The following is a 22989-nucleotide window of genomic DNA, read 5'->3' as shown; positions in this document are numbered from 1 at the left end:
AGGGTAAAGTCTTGGCCATCTAATACTTGGCTTATTTCCGCCGTGCTGTACTAGTTGTAGCGGTCATGATTTTGGGCTGATTGATAAGTATGGGTTAATTGCCTGGATTCGTTCACGAAATATATAGCATTCCAGGCTTTTACCTGATTTCAATCTTTAAGCATCTCCAACAATTGTGCCTCGCTTAACTGCGTAATTCCCAATGAAATTGCTTTTTCTAACTTGGAACCGGCATCTTCTCCTAAAACTAAATAATCTGTTTTTTTACTTATTGAATCAGTCACTTTTCCACCAGCTTTTTGAATTAAAGCCTTCGCTTCATCTCGCTTTAAGGTTGGCAATGTACCTGTAATTACAAAAGTTTTACCTGCAAACTTTTGATTACCATCACCAACTGTTTTTGTTTCCTCAGCGGCAGTTAATTGCAATCCTTCTGCTTGTAGGCGTTCTATTAACCTTTGGTTGGCGTCAATCCGAAACCACTGGTACACTGATTGGGCAATTTCAGCACCAATACCGTAAATTCCTTCAATATCTGATTGCTTTGCTGTCGCTAACTGGTCTACAGTGAAGTATTTTTGAGTCAATAATTGAGCATTTACACTGCCAACGTGACGGATGCCTAAACCATACAATACCCTTGACCAAGGTTGATTTTTTGATTGAGCGATCGCATCTATCAACTTCTCTGCCGACTTTTTACCCATCCTCTCCAATGCAGATAACTTCTCTGCTGTCAACTCATATAAATCGGCAACACAATCCACCAAATCTTTATCAACGAGTTGATATACCAGCTTTTCGCCCATACCTTTAATATCTAAGGCATCACGACTTACCCAATGTTCAATGGAACCTTTAAGAATCGCTGGACAACAAGCATTAATGCACCGAGTCACCGCCTCACCGGATTCTCGCACCACCAATTGGCCGCAAACTGGGCAATGGGTGGGCATAACGAAGGGTTCGGTGTCAGCGGGACGGAGTTCTTTGATTACCCTCAGCACTTCTGGAATGATTTCTCCAGCTTTGCGGACAATGACAGTATCACCAATGCGAATATCTAATTGATTAATGCGATCGCTATTATGTAAAGTCGCGCGGGAAACTGTTGTTCCTGCTAGTTGCACCGGGCGCATCTCTGCTAATGGCGTTAATGCCCCTGTTCTCCCAACATTTACAGCAATATTTTCCACACGCGTAGGCGCTTCTTCGGCTGGATACTTTAAAGCGATCGCCCAACGGGGGAATTTCTGGGTAAACCCTAGCTGTTCCTGAAGTTTAAAAGAATTCAACTTCACCACTACCCCATCAGTCATGTAGGGTAAATTCAGCCGTTCCGTATCCCAATATTCATAATATTTTGCCACTTCTGCGATCGAGGCACAAAGTTTGTGGTTGGGGTTGACTCGAAAACCCATCTTTTCCAACAACTCCAACGCTTCCCATTGGGTATTAGCAATACTGGTGTCATCCCTACCAGGAATGTGCAAGGTGTAGCCAAAGAAATCTAACCGCCGTTTAGCCACAATGCGGGAGTCTAATTGCCTGAGTGTACCAGCTGCGGCATTACGGGGATTAGCAAATAATTGCTCGCTGGCTTTTTGCCTTTCCTCGTTGATTTGTTTAAACACTTCCAACGGCAAAAACGCCTCACCTCGCACTTCTACCCTTTCTAAAATTTCTAACCCTTCAAAATTCAAACGTAAGGGAATTGAGCGAATTGTCCGCACATTTTGGGTGATATCTTCACCCGTCACCCCATCACCCCTAGTTGTGCCTCTAACTAGAATGCCATCTTGGTAAGTAAGAGCCAAAGCAGAACCATCAATTTTAAGTTCACTGACATATTCCACTGAATCTATTTTCGGTACTTGTCGCCGCCAACGCTGATCCCATGCTTGTAACTCATCAATATTGAATGCATTCTCCAGACTGTACAAGGGGATATTGTGCCGCACCGAGGTAAACTGTGTTGCCGGTCTTTCACCCACCCGCTGAGTCGGACTATCGGGTGCTGTCAATTCTGGATATTGAGTTTCCAGTTGTTGCAATTCTCGATATAGCTGGTCATAGACTGCATCCTCCATGATGGGAGTATCTAAGACGTAATAAGCATAGCTTGCTTGTTGCAATAACTGGCGCAGTTCTTCTGTGCGCTTTACTTGAGGTTTAATCTGTGTCATGAGAATTCTTATAAAATATCTAGGATTAGGGCTAACAAATCATACATTTGTACTATACAAAATTTTGGCTTTTGAGCCATATCTAAAGCTAAATAAGTTTTACCAAATCCCCCACACCCTCTGCTACCCCAATACAGTTCGGATTGGTCTGGGGAAAGGGTAAGGGGTAAAGGGGAAAGGATGTATTCAAAACCTTTCCCTTTCCCCTTTCCCCTTTACCCTTTAACCGAACCGTATTGTCTGCTACCCAATACTTGCATAGGGCGATCGCGTTGCAAACTTCAGTAGTGCGCTTCCCCTGAGTACTAAGTATAATTCCACTGATAAAAAATGTAGAGCGATCGCAAGTCAATAAATCGCTATATAAAAGAATGTAGAGGCGTAGCACTGCTACATCTCTACAAGGGTAATAACGCATATTTAATTTCACCAGAGTCTATTAGAGAACTGGGTTGAGTAGCTGTGAATAGGCGAAATTATCTGTAGGATGGGGCATCGCCCCACCCCAAATTGTTATCCAATTACCTCAGCAGTCTTCTTCTTATCCAACTTCAGAATCAACACACCCAAAGGTGGCAAACACAAATCCAGTGAATAAGGACGACTGTGCAAAGACCAATCATCCGTCCATTTACCACCTAAATTGCCCATATTACTGCCGCCATACTGACGTGCATCACTATTGAACAACTCAGTATAAAATCCCTTTTGCGGTACACCGATACGGTAATGAGAATGGGGTTGTGGTGTAAAATTACAAACCACGATCGCAAAATCATCAGAATCCTTGTCGCGACGGATAAAGGAAACTACACTATGGCGGTTATCGCTACAGTCAATCCACTCAAACCCCGGTTCAGCAAAATCCTGGGTATACAAAACTGGCTCAGAACGGTAGAGATGGTTCAATTCCCGGAAAAACGTTTTTAACTGTTGGTGGGCTTCATGTTGCAATAAATGCCACTCCAAATCAGCCCAAGCATTCCATTCACTCCACTGCCCAAACTCCATGCTCATAAACATGGTTTTCTTGCCTGGGTGAGTAAACATATAGCTAAATAAACAACGGATATTAGCTAACTTCTGCCATGTATCCCCCGGCATTTTACCGATGATATTGCTCTTACCATGCACCACTTCATCGTGGGACAGAGCCAGCATGAAGTTCTCGCTGTGGTTGTACCACATACTAAAGGTGATGTTATTTTGGTGGAACTGACGGAACCAAGGGTCCATGCTGAAGTAATCCAGCATATCGTGCATCCAGCCCATATTCCACTTCAAGTTAAAGCCCAGTCCGCCTGTATAGGTGGGCCAAGATACCATTGGCCAGGAAGTTGATTCTTCCGCAATTGAGAGAATACCGGGGAAATAGCTAAAGATAATGTGATTTACCTGACGCAGAAAATCTGCTGCTTCTAGGTTTTCTCTGCCGCCGTACTGGTTGGGCAGCCATTCTCCTGGTTCGCGGCAATAATCATTGTAGAGCATTGAGGCAACAGCATCGACACGAATCCCGTCAATGTGGTACTTGTCGAACCAGAAGAGGGCATTTGCTGCTAAGAAATTACTGACTTCATGGCGACCGTAGTTGAACACCAAAGTACCCCATCCTTTGTGTTCGCCTTTACGGGGGTCAGCGTGTTCGTACAGGTGGCTGCCATCAAAGAAAGCTAAACCATGTCCATCTTTGGGGAAGTGACCGGGAACCCAATCCACAATTACCCCTAGATCGTTTTGGTGACATTTGTCAACAAAATACATAAAATCTTCGGGTCTGCCAAAACGCGAGGTAGGGGCGTAGTAACCAGTTACTTGATAACCCCAAGAACCATCAAAGGGATGCTCCGCAATGGGTAGCATTTCTATGTGGGTGTATCCTAATTCTTTGACATAAGGAATGAGTCGGTCTGCCAGTTCCCGATAGGTAAGAAAACGTGCGCCCGGTTTCAGTTCCGAAACGACAACTACAGGTTCCGTTTCACCATTGGGGAGTTTAGCTGGTTCTGCACTTGAAGCGTGTAACCAAGAGCCTAAATGCACTTCGTAAACTGAAACTGGCTGAGTCAGCGGGTCACTACGACGCCGCTTTTCCATCCAATCTTCATCAGTCCAACTGTAAGTATCTAAATCAGTGACAATGGATGCCGTTTTTGGACGGGGTTCCTGCTGGAAACCGTAGGGATCGGATTTTTCGTAAATGTGTCCTTCAAAATTTTTGATTTCATATTTGTAAGACTCCCCTACACCAATTTCAGGAATAAATAATTCCCAAACTCCGGTGGGGCCTTTACGCATCTGGTTTTTACGCCCATCCCAGAGATTAAAATCTCCCAACAATGAAACATTACGAGCGTTAGGTGCCCAAACGGCAAAATAAACACCTTTAACGCCGTCTATTTCCGTGGGGTGCGCTCCCAGTTTTTCATATATCCGGTGATGGTTGCCTTCACCAAACAAATGCAAGTCAAAATCTGTCAAGCGGGGAGAGCGGAAAGCGTAAGGGTCATAGATGACACGCTCATGTTCTCCTTCCTTAATCCGTAACTGGTAGTTTGCCAGTTCGGCAGTTTCAATGGTGCATTCAAAAAAGTGAGGATCGTGCACCGTTTGCATTGGGTATTCCTTGCGTTGTTCAGGAAGAACGACCCATGCTGCACTTGCATTTGGTAGGTAGGCCCGCACAGCCCAGACAGTTTTGCCGTCTTGTTCTATGGGATGAGAACCTAGTATTTCAAAGGGATCGTTATGCTGATTCCAAACGATGCTGTTAACCTGTTCAGGGGCGATCGTGGTCATGGACATGAAGCTACCTAAGTGAAATAACGTGATTGACTAAATCTACTTTTTTAATATCTATATATATTCTTTACATTTATTTGCAATTTTGTCGCCACCGTTATCCTACATCAGAATGGGGTATTGAGCATGAGGCGTTGGGCATAGGGCAAAACAGTTCCGTTAGCTACCCGCTAACATTCCTCAGCACTATTGAGGGGTATTGGGCAGAGGATGAATGACAAATGACAAATTTATCAAAAATTTAAAAATGGAAAAAACTGCAATAAGGTTTTACGTAAGCGAAGCAAGAAAATCTGTTCTCGAATTTTGGGGTCTAGTTTTGGTGGCGGGACTTCTTGCAGCTGGGCTTGCAATTGGATATACTCGGCAGCTGTTAGGAGTCTTCCATCAATAGGCGATCGCGCTTCTATAATAATCTTTGTCCGTAATATTTCTTCTGGTGTATCTTCTGGTGGCGGTAATGCTATTGCTGCCGATCTCCAATAGCTACTTAAAAGAATTGAAGTTACAGTAATTACAATTAAGCTCAGTAATTTTATATATTTTCTCGTTTTAACTCTCCTCATCTTCTGAACTACCTTCACAACGCAGGATGAAAATCTGTTTTTCTCATACCCAAATTTTCCCAATAAAAATCTGGCAACATCAAGGGAGATTACCAAGTCTTTCCTGATACGGAATAGACTACAGGAATGCTCTTGAGAAATTGCCAGCGATCGCAATAAATTATTTTACCCTCTCAAAACTTAGTAGTATAAGCAATTTAAAATGCCAAACGAGGGAAGTACCTGCCGACAAAATAGCTTAGATTGACTCAACTTTCTTGGACTGGTAACAAGGTTTGAGCGGGTGAGAATTTCAGGAGGACACTTGGTAGAGGACATAACCCTCTTTACCAGTGTCCTCTACTTAGTTGATATTTGAGCAAACTCTAGGCTCTGATAAACCAGCATAAAAATGAGGCTTTTTCGTGAACCCAATTAATTTGAGCGATATTTCGAGCTATGTAGTGAGGAATGCTGTCACTAAGTAGTTCTGGGTGCGATTTAAACTAAAGTTTAAGATTCCTTATTTAGGAGTCGCTGCGGGAGTCGCTGCGGGAGTTGCTGCGGGAGTCGCTGCGGGAGTCGCTGCGGGGGTAGTTTTAACAGGTGCGTCAGTTGGTTCACCTGTAGCAGCTGGAGTAGCAGTACCACCACCATCACCACCACCTTCACAGGCCCCAAGAATTGCAGCCAGACTTAACATTAAAGCAAAACCAAAGATTTTTGTTTTCATAACTCCTCTTTCACCAATTGTGGCTAGAACAATTTTTCGCCTGTTGAATACGATACCGTATTTATTGCTTTTTTTAAATTCTGCGAGATTACATACTTAAAAAAAACAATCCTTTGGGGTATTGTTTTTGGAATTACGTATCCTGGTTAGTTTCTCTTAACTCAGGAGCAAAACGAGAATTACCAACTTATTTAGCAAATGGAGCTATGATAGCAAAAAATTTTATTTTTTTCACAGAGTATTGCATCTTGCTATGTGACGTTGCCATACTTTAGGTGCGATACCTAAAGGGTAAGCTGTCCAGTTTCTAATCGCTGATTGCAAACATTGCATATCTGGGGATGCAAAAATTGATACAGCTACCTCTCAGAAAAGTCAAAAGGGTATAGTCTGTTATGTGTGCTTGTTGCACAGAAGGTGATTTCAACCTGAGCAAAAACAGACAATCAATCTAAAGTGCAGTATTTTCCATCTAAAAAAATTTAAAAATTTATGGTAGTTGCTCGTAAATCTACTGTTTCTACAAGGGGTAATTGGTTCCGGCGAGACTCTCTCCTTTCTTTAGGAAGGCGACGCTCTGCGCCTATGGAGTCAGCAGCACGGAGCGCTTCTACACCAGTCTCGTCTCAAAAACAACAGCGTTCCTCAAAAAATTTAGCGGTTTCTCCCACAAATAAGGCAGTTATAGCTAAATCGGTGAAAGAGTTGGGTAGACAACAATTACCAAATCTCAAAGAGCAGTTGAATACGAACTTAAAAAGTCCAGGGGAAGGTTTTCTTGGGCTTCCCACAATGCCTAATTCTGGAACTGCACCTTTGTGGTTGCTGCGCTTGTATACCTTTCATCGTTATTCGTCAGTTGTGGCGTTCTTGTTAGTAGCATCGACACTTGCTGTTTATGCTTGGACAGTCTATTCTCAAGAGCTTTGGGGTCAGTCATATCGCAGATTGCAAAACCTCCAACGTCATGAACGGCTGCTAACGACAACCAACGCGACGCTGAAAAATAAAATGGCTAATGAAGCAGAACAACCAACAGCAGGCCTGGTATCGCCAACTCCTGAAGGGATGATTTTCTTGCCGCCAGCATCTCAGAGTCCGAAGTCAGCATCGCCTAACACAACGCCAAATTCTGAAACCCAACCGCAAACACTCTCGCCACTGGGATACTAATCCCTAAGAGTCATTTGTCATTTGTCATTAGTCATTAGGACTGAGACTTCTGGTTAATCACAAAAGGCAACAGACAAAGCGCAAAGTCTGAGCGGAGGTTTCCTCCGTTGGCGTAGCCCGCCGCAGGCATCAGAACTTTGTAAGAGAGGACAAAGGACAAACCCAATGCAGAAGTCACCAAGCAAAACAAAATTCAGAAAGTTTCGGAATCCAAAATTTACAGGGCGACACAAAGGTGAGAAACGAGGGCTTTTAGGAAAATTAGCCTCTAGTATGCAAGACCAAACATCCAATACTAAGTCCCGACTGTTTATCGTTTGGGGCGTATTAATGGCATCAGGGTTGGGGTTGGCTATTAACTTGTATAATCTCCAAATTGTCAAGGGGCCAAAGTTAACTGAGTATGCACGCAACCAGCAAATGGTGAATGTGCGACCTTTTATGCCCCGTCGCCCAGTGGTAGATCGCAATAGCGATCTGTTGGCTATTGACCGACCTGTATATACCTTGTACGCTCATCCCAAGCTGTTTGATAAGTCTAATGAAGATATGGCAGAGCGACTTGCCCCAATTTTGGCAAAAGATACTGCTGAACTGGTGAAAACTTTTCAAAGCAAAAGAAGCGGAATTATACTTGCGCCAGCCTTACCAGAAGAAATTATCGATCGCGTCATCTCTTTGCGCTTAAATGGCCTGGAGTGGAATCAAAAATACTCCCGATTTTACCCGCCAGACGATTTGGTTGCTGATGTGGTGGGCTATGTAAATGTCGATCGCCGCGGTCAAGCTGGTGTGGAATACTCTCAAGAGAAGTTGTTAGAACGTCCCGTGCAAACGGTGCGGCTCAGTCGGTCGGGAAATGGGGTCTTGATGCCGGATCGGGCGCCCGAAGGTTTTTTGCATTTTGACGATTTGCGATTACAACTCACTATCGATAGCCGTCTACAACGAATTGCTCGGATTGCGCTCAAACAACAGATGGAGAAGTTTGACGCCAAACGTGGAGCGGTAATTGTCATGGATGCATTGGATGGTTCCTTACTCGCCCTTGTTTCTCAGCCTACTTACAATCCTAATGAATATGCTAAATCTGATATTTCCCTATTTAAAAACTGGACAGTAGCGGATCTTTATGAACCGGGATCGACTTTTAAGCCTTTGAATGTGGCGATCGCTCTGGAAAATGGCATCATCAAACCAGATGATATGTTTAATGACTCTGGTTCGATTCGAGTCGCTAATTACACCATCAAAAATGCGATGAATAATGGTAATGGGCGAATCAGCATCGCTCAGATTTTGCAATATTCTAGCAATATTGGCATGGTGCAAATTATCCAACGTTTAAAGCCTTCAATTTACTACAACTGGTTAGAACGCTTAGGGTTAGGACAAAAAGTTGATACAGATTTACCTTTTGAAGTCGGCGGACGCCTCAAAAGTCAAGAAGAATTTATCGCTTCGCCAATTGAAGCAGCGACTACTTCCTTTGGACAAGGCTTTTCCATGACACCCTTACAGCTAGTGCAAATGCACGGTGCTTTAGCTAATGGCGGTAAGTTAGTTACACCCCATGTAGTTCGCGGGTTGATTGATAGCAAAGGACAGATGCATGATTCACCCACTCACACCATCCCCCGCCAAATTTTTTCAACCGCAACAACTCAAAAGGTTGTGGAAATGATGGAAACTGTTGTTACTCAAGGTAGCGGTAAGCCGGCACAAATTCCGGGATATCGCATTGCTGGTAAAACTGGTACAGCCCAAAAAGCTAGTCCCAATGGCGGATACATCAAGGGTGCGAGAATGACCAGTTTCGTGGCTATTTTACCCGTGGAATCTCCTCGCTATGTAGTGTTTGCACTGGTGGATGAGCCAAAAGGAGAAAGTGCCTATGGTTCTACTGTCGCCGCGCCAATTGTGAAGTCGGTGATCGAAGCACTTATTCCTCTTGAGCAGATTCCGCCCAGTAAGGCAATTGAGGAACAGAAGGGAGTGCCGTAGGGAGTGGGGGCAGGGGAGCAGAGGGAGTCAAGAAGGGAATAGGATACAGGTTACAGGGTACAGATTATTCCCTATCACCTATCACCTGTCACCTCTCCCCTCTCCCCTAATCCCCATGCCCAATGCCTCATTCGTTTAAAACTTAATTTTTCTTTATAACCAGGGAAAGAGGTACAGAAAGCTACTGGTGTGGAAACTTAGATATTAGAGGTGAAAGTAATTTCTCACTTTTCCAAAGTACCGAAGATTCCATGCAAAGCAATTTAGTTATATTTCCTAAGACTGAGGCTGCGAAAAATAGCACGCAAACTAAAGAAAGAACAATTACCAAATACGACCGTGCTGAGGAGCAATTTATAGAATTGCTAGCAATGGAAAATTTGGATAATAAATTGAATGCAAAACCTTCAATAGCTAGTGAGTTTGAACAGTCACTCTCTATGGCAATTGAGGCTGCTTATAAAAACGATCGCTCTGATGAACAGGCTCACCGTTTTCTCCAACGGATACTTTATCGAATTAATCGACTAAAGCTGTTTTGGTACGACGATTTGCGGCATTATACCAATGAGCGATCGCTATATTTGCACTCTTGTCGCGACCAAATTGAAGCTGCTTGGCAACAGTGGGAACTAGTACAATTCGATGTGGCTGCACTACAACAACTTGATGTAAAACAAGCTTTAATTGAGCGTGCATCTGCCGATTTAAATCCGCCTTTGTCGGAGAATAGCCGCTACATTCGTGAGGAAATGACTGAAGCTGGCTATCGTCACTTGCTAGCGATCGGTTCCTTTGATGGTTTGGTGGAAGGTAGTCGCCTTTGCTACGTATTGGGTGGTGCTGCTAATGAAATCCAGTGTACGCTGGTGCGAGTACTACTAGAAGAGTACGGCAATGGTCGTTTATCCCGCAAGCACTCGACATTTTTTGCTCAAATGTTGGCTGAGTTTGGAATGAACACTGAACCGGAAGGATACTTCGATTTAGTGCCTTGGGAAGTCTTAGCTTGCGATAATCATAATTTTCTGACTACCGATCGCAAACGCTATTTTTTACGTTACAGTGGCGCGTTGACATATTTTGAGGTGGCTGGCCCTGCGACTTATAAAAACTATCTGGCGGCGGCGCAACGATTGGAACTATCAGAGGCGGCGATGGGTTATTGGGAACTACACATTAAGGAAGATGAACGCCACGGTCGTTGGATGTTAGATGATGTAGCTTTGTCTTTGGCAGAACGATATCCCAATGATGCGTGGGAACTCGTGCTTGGCTATGACCAAGAGAAACAAATGGGCGATCGCGCTGCTAGTGCTGTTGTGCGATCGATACGTGAAGCGAAATAAGCCGCTTTACTCCTATGAGCAATCCCAAAAATTATAAATAGCAGGTTATTCTTAGCATTTTAATTTGACATTTTAAGTCATTTTATTGCTGATTCTCCTGCAAACAAATTTCTTTAGCAATCCTTTGCTAAAGGAACAGTTTTTATTGCCTTAATACAAGGTAATAAATAACCTCCTATTACATTGATTATACCTTACACTTTGAGTTGCAGTCAAATGAAAGATATCTTTTTTTGTCCTGAAGAATCTAATTTCTACTCAAATTGCTTAGAAAGTTTTGTGATTAGAAATTGCCAAAATTCTGAATCTATTGTAGAGTTTGGCTCAGGAGATGGCAGCCCTGTAATTAATTCGTTATTGAGAAACAAGTTTGATGGAGTCATCCAGGGATTTGAATTAAATACTTCTGCATGGAAAGTTGCAAATTCAACCATTGATGAATACAATCTCACTAATAAATACATCATTCACAATTCATCTTTGTTTAATTCTTCTCAACCTGATGCCGAGTATCTTGTAGCCAATCCGCCCTATCTCCCTGCACCAGATAACGATATTTATATGCCACTTCTGTTTGGGGGTGTAGATGGAGCCACAATTACCAATGAGCTTTTATCGTTAGGTTATGAAAATGTGTTGGTTTTAATATCTAGCTTTTCTAATCCAATCAATACGTTGAACATAGCAAAAGAAAATGGTTATTATGTTCAAAACTTCATGGTGTTACCTTTGCAGTTCGGCTACTATAGCTCTGACCCCAAGGTAAAGAAGCACATCGAAAAACTCCAAAAAAATCAGATGGCATTTTATTCTGGCGATTATTATTTTTTAGCTGGTGTTTTATTTAAAAAATACCAGGAGTCTGTAATTGATTTATCTAATCAATTAGCTCAGGTGATGACTAGTTTGTGAAAATCAAGAACAACTTAAGTGATGTCATCCCTTGCCTAAAGTACAGATGTGTCTCTAAGCCACGCTTCGAGACATATCCTCAAAGATTTTCAACGAGCATTTTTATAAATCCATATTCCCAAGTAATCATTTTATCTGGCTGAAGTTATTGCATTAACTTCTTTGTTGTATGGCTGCACTTTTAGAGTGAGGTTTGGGCTTAAATGCAGCAAATAAAATTACACCAGCACCGAACAACAAAATAGGAAAGCCTGAAGTTGGTTCCGCTACAGAGACAGATGAGATTGGCGTCAACAGGAAGGCGTGTAATTCACCATTAACTGCACCACGACCGACAATTTGCCCATTATTATTAATGGCAGATGCCGCTGTCAAGGTAAAGCCACCCTTTGAACTAGGAGCAATCAGGTTATTTAAGTCGTACAGAGTCTGATCGCTATAAAGAAAAGCCCGCAAACCGTTGCCATCTGCGGCAAAAAAGTTATTGTTAGTGCCAGAAAACCCGACTACTTGACCCAAATTATTGATCCCCAAACCAGTACTAAACAAATCTGTAGGACGTAACCTACCAAGGTCTTGGAGTCCTGTGCTAGAACTGTACACAAAAGCACGACTATCATTTACGCCAGTGAGTCCCGAACTACCAACTACTTGTCCTAAGTCATTAACATCGTTTGCTTGACTGTAGGTGTCACCTGGCAAAGTTCCCAAGTTAGTAGTTTGTCCGTTTTCATATAGAAAAGCTCTTCCTGAATTGAGAATACCTACTGCTTGTCCCAAGTTATTTAAACCGTAAGCAACTGTACCAGGAGTTCCTATGGTGGTTGTTACACCATCGCTGTACAAAAAAGTCCCTGTACTTGCTCCCCCTACTACTTGGGTGCGATCGTTAATTGCATAAGGAATAGCATCTTGAATTGGGAGGGGTTGGGTGAGGCCATTGCTGTACAAGAAAGGGTTATTTCCAGTGTATTTATTACTATTAACCGAATTACCAACTACTTGCCCCAAGTTATTGATATCAGCCACTCCAAGTTGATTATCACCGGGCAACGGACTAATTGTTTTGAGCGAACCATTGCTGTAAAAAAAAGAATTAGAACTATATAAAGAATTAATGGCTACCTCACCTGAGTCATTAATATCTGAAGCATAACTATTGGCATCTCCCGTAAGAGCACCTAAGTCAGTGACTGAGTATAAAGATACCGCCAATGCCGACTTAGATACAGCAAGACTGATTGCAGTGAAGGTAATTGCTGCTATACAGGATTTCCACTTAAGTAAAACCATGTTACTTTTCTGTGATTTTGTATTACCCTACCAAATTACCACTGAAGAGTAGAGTGGCAAGCTGCCGTATCAGGGTAATCGCTAAATACGCCATCAACACCTAAGTTGAAAAATAGTTCATATTCACCTTGGGGATTTCCTTGAAAATCCAGTGGCAAAAAACAGTCTTCATTGCGGAAAGTCCAGACATGAACCAGTAAACTAGCCGCATGAGCATCTATAACTAAAGATGTAGGCGGTCGCAATTTACCATTGTTGTCTCTCGGAACCAGTAAATTTTTATGAATTCCTATCGCTTGTGCATATTTGGCAATTTCTTTTAAGCCTGATGCAGTAACTAAATCTGCATAAGTGCGATGCCTACGGCGGGCTTCTCTACGAGAGGCTACGCCAACGCCTACGCAACCACTTACGACAAAATCATAAGGTTTACCACTGTTATTCAGCAATTGCACTAGAGGTAAATCAGTCTTTGTGGATAAATCTTGTAAATTACCTACTTCAAAAGACTGAATAAAAATAGGTGCGTTAGCTCCCTGATAACCGTTGGCTGTTAAAGTGGCAAGTAGGGGTGCTTCTAGGGCTAACCCAATAGATTGAAAGTAAGTTGGGTGCTTAGTTTCTGGGTAAATGCCAATCGTCCGATTAATTTCGGCACTTTTAACCTTGACTAAATCGATTATTTCTTGCAGTGTGGGGATTTCAAAAAGTCCATCATAGGCGGTATTTTGCGATCGCACTTGGGGAATTCGCTCTTTGGCTCGTAGTGTTTTCAGTTCTCTTAGGGTAAAGTCTTCAGTAAACCAGCCAGTTTTTGATTCGCCATCAATTATTTTAGTGGTTTGAAGATGAGCAAATTCTGCATGGCTTGCAACGTCGGTGGTTTCAGAAATCTCATTTTCGTGACGAGCAATTAAAATACCATCTTTGGTGGAAACTAAATCAGGTTCAATATAATCAGCCCCAAGTGCGATCGCTAATTCATAAGCAGCTAAAGTATGTTCTGGACGATAGCCGCTAGCACCTCGGTGTGCAATGATAATTGGAGATGTATCTTGCAAAGTTGTAGTCATTACTTTACTCACCTAAGTAGGACAACGTAAACAATTAAAGGTTTGTAGTGAGGGCTTTGCTACTCAACCTACAATTATTTTTCACTTAATTTTAAATAAATTAAGACAAATAAAACTCTCTTTAGATAGTTGTAATTTTTCATTAGTAATAGTTTCAAGAGTCTTTACATTTAATAATATAGTTATGTTCATTCACACTGAATGACTTGTTGGCTGATAATTTAATTATTCAAATCTACGGTGTTAATACACTAAATCGATAAAGTTTTAGTAATATTTAAAAAACTAATATCGAACAATAAGTATTGCTATTAAATAATAAATCTGTCATATTTAAGAATCTTATTTGATCCCTCCTTTAATCCTATTGTGTTTAACACATCCTATAGGATTAATATTTGTCTCTTCAAAAAACTCAGTATATATCTATTTTTTTCTTCCGTGTTCCTTACCTATGCAAGTAAATTCAGAAATGAAATCGGATTTATAGATAATTAATTTGTTTCATTGTTCAATAATAGGAATTAGATCGTGAATAGTCTACAATCTGCTCAACCTCCAAAACTTGATAGTTGTAACAACCAAGCGATCCTCAATTACTTTGAGAATGCTTGGCAACTGGAAGATATATTATTGAAAAGTCTAGTTGGGGAAGAGACATTTTATCTCAATCCTGACCCTTTGAGAAATCCTCTAATTTTTTACCTGGGACATTCGGCAATTTTCTACATCAATAAATTAATTCAGGTAGGGTTATTAGAAAAACGCCTCAATCCAGAGTATGAAATTTTGTTTGAAATTGGAGTAGATCCAGAAAAACCAGAAGAATTGAATGCAGCGATCGCTCATTTGCAATGGCCGCAAGTTTCACAAACTTGGGAGTATCGAGAACAAGCATATTCCGTAATTTACGAACTAATTAAGACAACCCCAATTACTCTGCCAATTCATCCCAATCATTCTCTTTGGGCTTTAATGATGGGGATTGAACACCAGCGTATTCACATTGAAACTTCTTCGATGTTAATTCGCCAATTACCAATTGAGAGAGTAAAACGTCCTCAAAATTGGCAATATGCTCCTTTTAATGGTTACACTTCTCAGAACGAAATGCTCGAAGTCGCCGGTGGAGTAGTAAAACTCGGAAAAGCCTTAGATGATTCGACTTATGGATGGGATATTGATTATGGCGATCGCACTGTTGAAGTTGCACCCTTTTTCGCCAGCAAATATTTGATTACTAATGGCGAATTTATCTATTTTGTCAAAGCTGGTGGTTACGAAAATCAAGACTATTGGGATGAAGAATCTTGGAATTGGAAAACTCGATACAATATTCAATGTCCCAAATTTTGGTTACATGAAAATGGTAGCTACAAATATCGAGCCATGTTTGATGAAATTGACTTACCTCTAGACTGGCCTGTGGAAGTCAATCATTATGAAGCAATGGCTTATTGTCGTTGGCAAGGTAAAGATACTCGCTTAATGAGTGAACCAGAATACCATTTAGCAACTTATGGTAATAGTTCATTAGATGATGTCGAAAATTATAATCTCAATTTAAAATTTGGTTCACCTAGTCCCGTTGGAATGTTAGAAACAGCCAAAAGCTCTTCGGGATTGTGCGATTTACGTGGGAATGTCTGGGAATGGTTGAGTAATAACTTAAACCCTCTTCCAGGATATCAACCTCATTTTCTTTATGAAGATAATTCTGCAATATTTTTTGATGATAAACATCAAATGATGTTAGGAGGATGTTGGATAACTAATGGTACAGAAGCTTTAAAATATTACCGCAACTGGTTCCGTCCCAATTTTTATCAACATGCTGGTTTTCGGATTGTTCAAGATATGAAAGATTAATAGAATATGCCTCAGTCACATACTATAAGGTTACAGAGATGCAAAAGTTTTTGAATTTCTGTTCTGAGATCGAATTCTATCTCAAGATCGCTATTAGTTGTACGATTGTTCAGCAGGTATTTTATTTGCTGTTAAACAATATCGAGATCGACTTGATAACGCAGGTGCTATTGTACTGGCTCCTTGGTTCTATCTCATTTTATAGTATTGGCATTTTCATTGAAAAAGGAATCAAAAATAACGATGTTTTAAGAGATAAGCTGACTGCAAGAGTCAAGACAGTTAAAAATCAACCATTTCCTTCTTTTACTGTCCAAGGCATCATAACAGGAGAAATTAAAGCTTTTCTATCAGCATTAATTATTCTATATCTAGCTCCAGAGGTTCATAGAGGAAATAGCTTACTCTTAAACTTTGGATGGTTCTTGATGAGAATAGTTGCTGCTGATTTCTGTTTTTATGTTGCTCATCGTCTCTTGCACACAAGATTCTTGCAGAAAATCCATCTTAAACATCATGAGTTTCGTGACTCATCAAGTTTTGTTGCTGGACACAAGAGTTTGGTTGAATATATTATTGTTGCGATCGCTGATGTTTTACCTATTTTTATATTTGGATATGACATCACTCAATTGTGTGCATGGAGCATTATAGGCAATGCTTACAACTTAGAAGGTCATAGTTCTTTGTCAGTATTTTTCATTCCATCAGATTTCCACGATCTTCATCACACTTGTTTTAATGGAAACTATGGTATTCAGGGATTCTGGGACAGAATATTTAACACACTGAATCCTCCTACCAAGAAGCCGGGAATTATGTTTCCCGTGAGTTTTATCGAGCATATAACTATTCAGTCATCTATGAATAATGACACCGAAAAAATGTAATTCTTGTAAAGACGGCGATTCATCGCGTCTCTTGTCTTAACCGAACAGTATTGCCTCAAGGTTCTCATGCAGATATCTGGAGTTGAGCAATTACGGCATTATTAGCAGATTTAGGTAAATTAGGCAATCAACTAAGTTTTGTCTTTGGGATGCCTCCCAAAATGACAAAATAATGATATTATCGAACGCCCCGATCGAGATACTTCTAGGACTTACGCACGGGTAACGGAAAACGAACCACAGAGGGCGCAGAGTTCACGGAGGAATGAGAGTTTGAGAGGGTTTTTGCGTAAGTCCTAACTTCCTTACGTTTGGAATTATATTATCGCTACCCACCTAATGATAGGATTTTTCTTACTACCGGATTTTAAATAATCATAAATTCTAAACATAACACAGTTAATGGTACAGTTTAGATTGGATTAATCTGAACTTCCTTTACCTTTTAATTGCAGTATGGAAAAAGATATGAAATTATGCTGACCGGATTAGTATAACTTTACCAACTAAAAATTCTAGATTCTAAAGGCACTAACAGGACAGGAAAAATCAACATTCTCTATGCGATCGCATTTTCTATGGATGTCAAGAAACATTATTCAATAAATTAGTTTGATGCCACCTGAAAATACCTTGCGTTTCAAAGGAATAATACTGCTTATTTTTGTAATTCCGCGAACAAATATTGCGCGATCGCTATGGAGAGTACATTGCAGATTATCTTAAAATCTTAAGCAAATGATATTATTTAGAATGCATCTATCTATGGATTCTAAATAATATCTATAGCGGCATGAAAAATAATTCTGCGTAATTTAAAAATCATTCTAGAGACGTTACATTGCAACGTCTCTACATTCAGATCCTTGTTTTGCTTAAGCCTTTTTCAACCAGCTAAACATAGCGCGTAAATCTTTACCAACTTCCTCAATTTTGTGTTCAGCTTCTTTACGACGCATGGCGGTAAATCCTGGTTTACCAGCTTGGTTTTCGAGAACGAATTCTCGTGCAAATTGCCCAGATTGAATTTCGCTAAGAATCTTCTGCATTTCAGCTTTGGTTTGTTCGGTGACAATCCGCGGCCCACGGGTATAATCGCCATATTCAGCAGTGTTAGAAATGCTGTCGCGCATCTTGGCTAAACCACCTTCCACAACCAAGTCAACAATCAGCTTGACTTCATGCAGACATTCAAAATAAGCCAATTCTGGTTGATAACCAGCTTCTACTAAAGTTTCAAATCCAGCTTTAATTAAAGCACTCAAACCACCGCACAATACGGCTTGTTCGCCAAATAAATCTGTTTCGGTTTCTTCGCGGAAAGTAGTTTCGAGAACACCAGCGCGAGTACCACCAATACCTTTAGCGTAAGACATGGCGCGATCGCGTGCCTGACCACTAGCATCTTGATAAACTGCAAACAGCGCTGGGACACCTTCCCCACCTTCATAAGTCCGCCGTACCAAATGCCCCGGCCCTTTTGGTGCTACCATCACCACATCTACATTATCTGGTGGTACAACTTGCCCAAAGTGAATATTGAAGCCGTGGGCAAAGGCTAACACATTCCCTTCTTCTAAATTTGGTTCAATCTCGTTTTTGTAAATCGTTTTTTGAACTTCATCAGGTAACAAAATCATGATGAAATCAGCAGCATTGGCAGCATCTGCGACATTCTTCACAGTTAACCCAGCAGCTTCAGCTTTTGCTACTGACTTACTACCCGGATATAGTCCCACAATCACATTCAAACCACTATCTTTGAGATTGAGAGCGTGGGCATGACCTTGAGAACCATAGCCGATGATAGCAATAGTTTTTCCAGCCAAAAGGTCTAAATTGGCATCTTCGTCATAGTACATCCGGGCCATAGAAGCATCTCCTGTCAGCAAGCATCGTCATTTATTGGCAGGCTTACGATTGTACCTCAAATTGAGTAACACAGATGAACTATGAGCCATTGAATTTATCCGTTTCAAGTGAAGTTTGAAGGGGAAACAACGAACCACAGAGGCGCAGAGGGCACAGAGTCAGAGAAAAAAAGAGATGCTCATAAAACCTTTAGAATTTTTTTCTCCTTCTCTCTGTGTTCTCTGTGCCTCTGCGGTTCGTTCTTTAACCCCGCCAGAGGGGCAACAAATAACTATGCCCAATGCCCAATCCTGTTACATAAATCGCAACAATCCAGGTTTTGAATTTTTATTCAGTAATACTGGGGTTAACTTCATCTATCTAGGGGTAGATTATGTATACTGCGACGAAATTACCGCGCACATCTGCTTTATTTATAAGTGCGTTATTGGGAGGATTGATTTTCACCAGTTGCGCCTCTTCCGAACAGACGGCAAATAAGGCTGCACCTCAAATTGCAGCCAATGGCGCGGTAAATCAATTATCTGCTCGTGAAAGCAGTATTTCCCAAAAGGCGGAAACTGCACCAATAAACCGTTCTCGTCCCCAACTGATCAAAAAGGCAGCAATCTCTTTGACTGTCAACTCTGTAGATAAGACTGTTGATGCTGTTTCGCAAATTATCAATCAACAGCAAGGAGATTTAATCGGGTTGAAACAACAACAACCTAAAAATGACAACCCGCGTTACACAGCAACAATCCAATTGCGGATACCAGAGGATCGGCTAGAACCTACCCTAGAACAACTAGCTAAATTGGGCACTGTCGAGAGTCGTAATATCACTGCCGAGGATGTAGGCGATCGCCTGGTGGATTTTCAAGCCAGATTAACCAATTTACAAAAAACTGAAGCTAATTTGCAAAAAATTATGGATCGGGCTGGTTCTGTCAGAGATGTGCTTAGTGTTGCCCAAGAATTGAGTAATGTCCGCCAAACCATAGAACAAATTGATGCCCAACTAAAAAGCTTACAAAATCAAGTTGCTTATTCCACTATCACGCTGAACCTAGAAGCAGCAGTTTCTAGTACCAGTCCCCAACCTGCCTTGGGTTTGCAAGTTAAGGAAACTTGGAATAACTCTACCCATTCTTTGAGTGCATTTTCCGTTGGCTTACTTAAACTGGGTATTTGGTTAATTGTTTACAGCCCCTATTTGTTAATTTTTGTTGCTCTTATCTATGGCTTTAGGCGTTGGCGGCGAACTCATTTACCACGTTTGCCACAAACACCAGAGTCAACTAGTTCTGACTAAACTTGCATAAATTCTACATCTACCTTTGATAAATCTACACAGATAAAGAGGGATTGAAAGATTCCAAACTCTTATTGTCTGTACCTTTCTCTTAAAAAATTTTGTTTATCCTGTAGTCTCAATTACTTTAATACTTTTTCAAATGTAAAGAGCAATACAAAATATATGATGACAATTTTGATACAAATCTGTTAAGAATAGTTACAATAGTCGGCATACGCGATAATATTTCTTATGGTAAATTCACTTGACAATAATCCACCCCATCAAGTTGTTATTGTTGGCGGTGGTTTTGGTGGACTTTATGCAGCAAAAACACTCGCCAAAGCGGCAGTAAACGTTACTCTGATTGATAAACGTAACTTTCATCTATTTCAACCCCTTTTATATCAAGTCGCCACAGGTGCGCTATCTCCTGCTGATATCTCCTCACCGTTGCGTTCTGTCCTCAGCAAGAGCAAGAATACGAAAGTGCTGCTGGGAGAGGTGAATAATATCGATCCACAATCAAAACAAGTGATTGTGGGCGACGAAGCAATAGCTTACGATACGTTAATTGTCGCCACAGGTGCGAAGCATTCCTACTTTGGCAAAGATAACTGGGAAGAATTCGCCCCCGGCTTGAAAACTGTAGAAGATGCCATAGAAATGCGTAGCCGGATTTTTTCAGCCTTTGAAGCCGCAGAAAATGAAACCGATCCAGAAAAACGTCGTGCTTGGTTAACTTTTGTAATTGTGGGTGGCGGCCCAACAGGTGTAGAGTTAGCTGGTGCGATCGCAGAATTGGCAAACCAAACTCTCAAAGAAGATTTCCGCAACATTGACACCTCAGAAGCGAAGATTTTGCTATTAGAAGGTTTGGATCGGATTTTGCCACCCTTTGCACCAGAGTTATCACAAGAAGCGGAAGCATCCTTGACGCGCTTAGGGGTGATTGTGCAGACAAAAACACTGGTAACGAATATTGAAAATGATACTGTTAGCCTCAAACAAGGCGAAGAAGTTAAAGAAATTGCTTCAAAAACGGTATTATGGGCAGCAGGTGTAAAAGCTTCCGCAATGGGAAAAGTGCTAGCAGAACGCACAGGTGCTGAGTGCGATCGCGCTGGACGGATTATCGTTGAACCTGACTTGAGTATTAAGGGACATCCCAATATTTTTGTAGTTGGCGACTTAGCAAATTTTTCTCATCAAAATGGTAAACCCCTACCTGGTGTTGCACCTGTAGCGAAGCAAGAAGGTGAATATGTAGCAGCATTAGTCCAAAAGCGGCTTGCAGGTAAAAATTTACCACCCTTTGCTTATACCGATCATGGTAGTTTGGCGATGATTGGGCACAATTCTGCTGTGGTAGATTTGGGCTTTACCAAGCTGAAAGGTTTCGTTGCATGGCTGTTTTGGCTATTTATTCACATCTACTTCTTAATTGAATTTAACAACAAATTAGTAGTAATGATTCAGTGGGCATGGAGCTATTTCACCCGTAATCGTGGAGCAAGATTGATTACAGGAAGAGAAACCATCACGGAGTTTGTAATTAGCGATCGCAACAATTATTCAGCTGAGAATAAACAGCCGGTAAATGTCTAATTGGGAAGAGGTGATAGGTGACAGGTAGCAGGTGATAGGGAATAATCTGTACCCTGTAACCTTTACCCTATTCCCTTCTTCACTCTCCATAACAAAGTTATCGCCCTCATAAATTAGCAGTAAGCTATTTGAGGGCGTTTTTTCATAATCTACATAATGGCAACTATTAACGACAACTACCTGAAGCTGAAAGCGGGTTATCTGTTTCCAGAAATTGCTCGGCGGGTGAATGTCTTTGCAGAAGCAAATCCTGATGCTAAAATCATCCGTTTGGGCATTGGCGATGTCACCGAACCGCTGCCAGAGGCTTGCCGCACAGCGATGATTAAAGCTGTGGAAGAAATGGGCGATCGCAATACCTTCAAAGGCTACGGCCCTGAGCAAGGCTACGCATGGTTGCGGGAAAAAATTGCTACTCAAGATTTCCAAGCACAGGGAGCCGATATAGATGCCTCAGAAATCTTTATCTCCGATGGTTCCAAGTGCGACACAGGCAACATTCTAGAAATCTTTGGTCATGACAATATAATTGCCGTAACTGACCCAGTTTATCCCGTGTATGTAGACACCAACGTTATGGTGGGAAATACTGGGGATGCCAACGATAAAGGCGAATTTGAGGGTTTAGTTTATCTACCAATTACGGCTGATAACAACTTCACCGCCGAAATTCCCTCAAAGAAAGTTGATTTAATTTATCTCTGCTTTCCCAATAACCCCACTGGCGCAACTGCTACTAAGGAATATCTCAAAGCATGGGTAGACTATGCCAAAGCTAATAACTCAATTATTTTCTTTGATGCAGCCTACGAAGCTTATATTACCGATCCGTCGATTCCTCACTCAATTTATGAAATTGAAGGTGCAAGAGAAGTTGCGATCGAATTTCGGTCTTTCTCCAAGAATGCAGGTTTTACAGGAACTCGTTGCGCGTTAACCGTAGTACCGAAGACACTCACAGCAAAAGCCGCCGATGGTTCCGATGTCGAACTATGGAAACTCTGGAATCGTCGCCAGTCTACCAAATTCAACGGTGTTTCTTACATCGTCCAACGAGGAGCCGAAGCGGTTTACTCTGAAGAAGGACAAGCGCAAATCAAAGGATTGGTGAGTTTCTATTTAGAAAACGCCAAAATTATCCGCGAGAAACTCACAGCCGCAGGATTATCAGTTTATGGTGGTGTGAATGCACCTTACGTTTGGGTAAAAACGCCTAATAGTTTATCCAGTTGGGAATTCTTTGATAAGCTGCTGCAAAATGTCAACGTTGTCGGGACACCTGGTTCTGGCTTTGGTGCTGCGGGTGAAGGTTACTTCCGCATTTCGGCGTTTAACAGCCGGGAGAATGTGGAAGAGGCGATGAAGCGGATTGCAGAAAAGTTTAAAGTGTAGAGCGATCGCTTT

Annotated in this window: 17 protein-coding genes; 9 read left to right on the top strand and 8 right to left on the bottom strand. The window is 41.5% G+C overall.

Annotated elements, in window-relative coordinates; all coding sequences use genetic code 11:
* Positions 1-149 precede the first annotated feature (149 nt).
* The 5 genes from ligA to ACM0OX_RS22480 all read right to left on the bottom strand — a co-directional run bounded on the left by ligA (position 150) and on the right by ACM0OX_RS22480 (position 6266).
* The gene (ligA, locus tag ACM0OX_RS22500; protein ID WP_414517206.1) at positions 150-2186 is read right to left on the bottom strand and encodes an NAD-dependent DNA ligase LigA; all 2037 of its coding nucleotides are present in this window, start codon (positions 2184-2186) and stop codon (positions 150-152) included.
* Positions 2187-2274: 88 nt separating this feature from the next.
* Entirely contained in the window at positions 2275-2604 is a 330-nt protein-coding gene (locus ACM0OX_RS22495; protein WP_414517205.1) for a hypothetical protein, read from the bottom strand.
* Positions 2605-2699: 95 nt separating this feature from the next.
* On the bottom strand, positions 2700-4991 hold the full coding sequence (glgB, locus tag ACM0OX_RS22490) for a 1,4-alpha-glucan branching enzyme (protein WP_414517203.1): 2292 nt from the start codon (positions 4989-4991) through the stop codon (positions 2700-2702).
* Between the two features lie 230 nt (positions 4992-5221).
* Positions 5222-5554, bottom strand: coding sequence for a hypothetical protein (locus tag ACM0OX_RS22485; RefSeq protein WP_414517202.1), 333 nt, complete (start codon positions 5552-5554; stop codon positions 5222-5224).
* Between the two features lie 502 nt (positions 5555-6056).
* The gene (locus ACM0OX_RS22480; protein WP_335199080.1) at positions 6057-6266 is read right to left on the bottom strand and encodes a hypothetical protein; all 210 of its coding nucleotides are present in this window, start codon (positions 6264-6266) and stop codon (positions 6057-6059) included.
* Between the two features lie 492 nt (positions 6267-6758).
* Here ACM0OX_RS22480 and ACM0OX_RS22475 point away from each other — a divergent pair, with 492 nt between their 5' ends.
* The 4 genes from ACM0OX_RS22475 (at position 6759) to ACM0OX_RS22460 (ending at position 11704) form a co-directional block, all read left to right on the top strand.
* Positions 6759-7439 (top strand): hypothetical protein, encoded by a 681-nt coding sequence (locus ACM0OX_RS22475; RefSeq protein WP_414517201.1) that lies wholly within the window; start codon positions 6759-6761, stop codon positions 7437-7439.
* 165 nt (positions 7440-7604) lie between these two features.
* Complete coding sequence (locus tag ACM0OX_RS22470) at positions 7605-9443, top strand: peptidoglycan D,D-transpeptidase FtsI family protein (RefSeq protein WP_414517200.1); 1839 nt, start codon at positions 7605-7607, stop codon at positions 9441-9443.
* A gap of 251 nt (positions 9444-9694) precedes the next feature.
* Positions 9695-10792: an iron-containing redox enzyme family protein gene (locus tag ACM0OX_RS22465; protein WP_414517198.1), complete on the top strand. Its 1098-nt coding sequence runs from the start codon at positions 9695-9697 to the stop codon at positions 10790-10792.
* 216 nt (positions 10793-11008) lie between these two features.
* Positions 11009-11704 carry an SAM-dependent methyltransferase gene (locus tag ACM0OX_RS22460; RefSeq protein WP_414517196.1) on the top strand — a complete coding sequence of 232 codons (696 nt, stop codon included), beginning with the start codon at positions 11009-11011 and terminating at the stop codon, positions 11702-11704.
* Positions 11705-11857: 153 nt separating this feature from the next.
* On the opposite strand, the gene ACM0OX_RS22455 is transcribed toward ACM0OX_RS22460, so the two are convergent.
* Both ACM0OX_RS22455 and ACM0OX_RS22450 read right to left on the bottom strand, forming a co-directional pair.
* Entirely contained in the window at positions 11858-12997 is a 1140-nt protein-coding gene (locus tag ACM0OX_RS22455; protein WP_414517195.1) for a DUF3466 family protein, read from the bottom strand.
* Between the two features lie 35 nt (positions 12998-13032).
* Positions 13033-14070: a glycerophosphodiester phosphodiesterase gene (locus tag ACM0OX_RS22450; RefSeq protein WP_414517193.1), complete on the bottom strand. Its 1038-nt coding sequence runs from the start codon at positions 14068-14070 to the stop codon at positions 13033-13035.
* Between the two features lie 531 nt (positions 14071-14601).
* On the opposite strand from ACM0OX_RS22450, the gene ovoA reads away from it, so the two are divergent.
* A complete protein-coding gene (ovoA, locus tag ACM0OX_RS22445; RefSeq protein ID WP_414517192.1) occupies positions 14602-15939 on the top strand; it encodes a 5-histidylcysteine sulfoxide synthase in 1338 nt (445 codons plus the stop codon).
* Positions 15940-15977: 38 nt separating this feature from the next.
* On the top strand, positions 15978-16829 hold the full coding sequence (locus ACM0OX_RS22440) for a sterol desaturase family protein (RefSeq protein ID WP_414517191.1): 852 nt from the start codon (positions 15978-15980) through the stop codon (positions 16827-16829).
* An 875-nt stretch (positions 16830-17704) separates the two neighbouring features.
* On the opposite strand, the gene ilvC is transcribed toward ACM0OX_RS22440, so the two are convergent.
* Positions 17705-18700, bottom strand: coding sequence for a ketol-acid reductoisomerase (gene ilvC, locus ACM0OX_RS22435; protein ID WP_094351210.1), 996 nt, complete (start codon positions 18698-18700; stop codon positions 17705-17707).
* A 374-nt stretch (positions 18701-19074) separates the two neighbouring features.
* Between ilvC and ACM0OX_RS22430 the strand changes: the two genes are divergently transcribed.
* From ACM0OX_RS22430 to ACM0OX_RS22420, 3 genes are all read left to right on the top strand, one after another.
* A complete protein-coding gene (locus ACM0OX_RS22430; RefSeq protein WP_414517190.1) occupies positions 19075-19995 on the top strand; it encodes a DUF4349 domain-containing protein in 921 nt (306 codons plus the stop codon).
* A 234-nt stretch (positions 19996-20229) separates the two neighbouring features.
* Positions 20230-21585: an NAD(P)/FAD-dependent oxidoreductase gene (locus tag ACM0OX_RS22425; protein WP_414517188.1), complete on the top strand. Its 1356-nt coding sequence runs from the start codon at positions 20230-20232 to the stop codon at positions 21583-21585.
* A gap of 156 nt (positions 21586-21741) precedes the next feature.
* On the top strand, positions 21742-22977 hold the full coding sequence (locus ACM0OX_RS22420; RefSeq protein WP_414517186.1) for an LL-diaminopimelate aminotransferase: 1236 nt from the start codon (positions 21742-21744) through the stop codon (positions 22975-22977).
* The last annotated feature ends 12 nt before the right edge of the window (positions 22978-22989 follow it).

The organism is Nostoc sp. PCC 9305 (assembly GCF_963920915.1).
GTDB lineage: Bacteria > Cyanobacteriota > Cyanobacteriia > Cyanobacteriales > Nostocaceae > Nostoc.
This window is presented reverse-complemented; position numbering and strand designations above follow the sequence as displayed.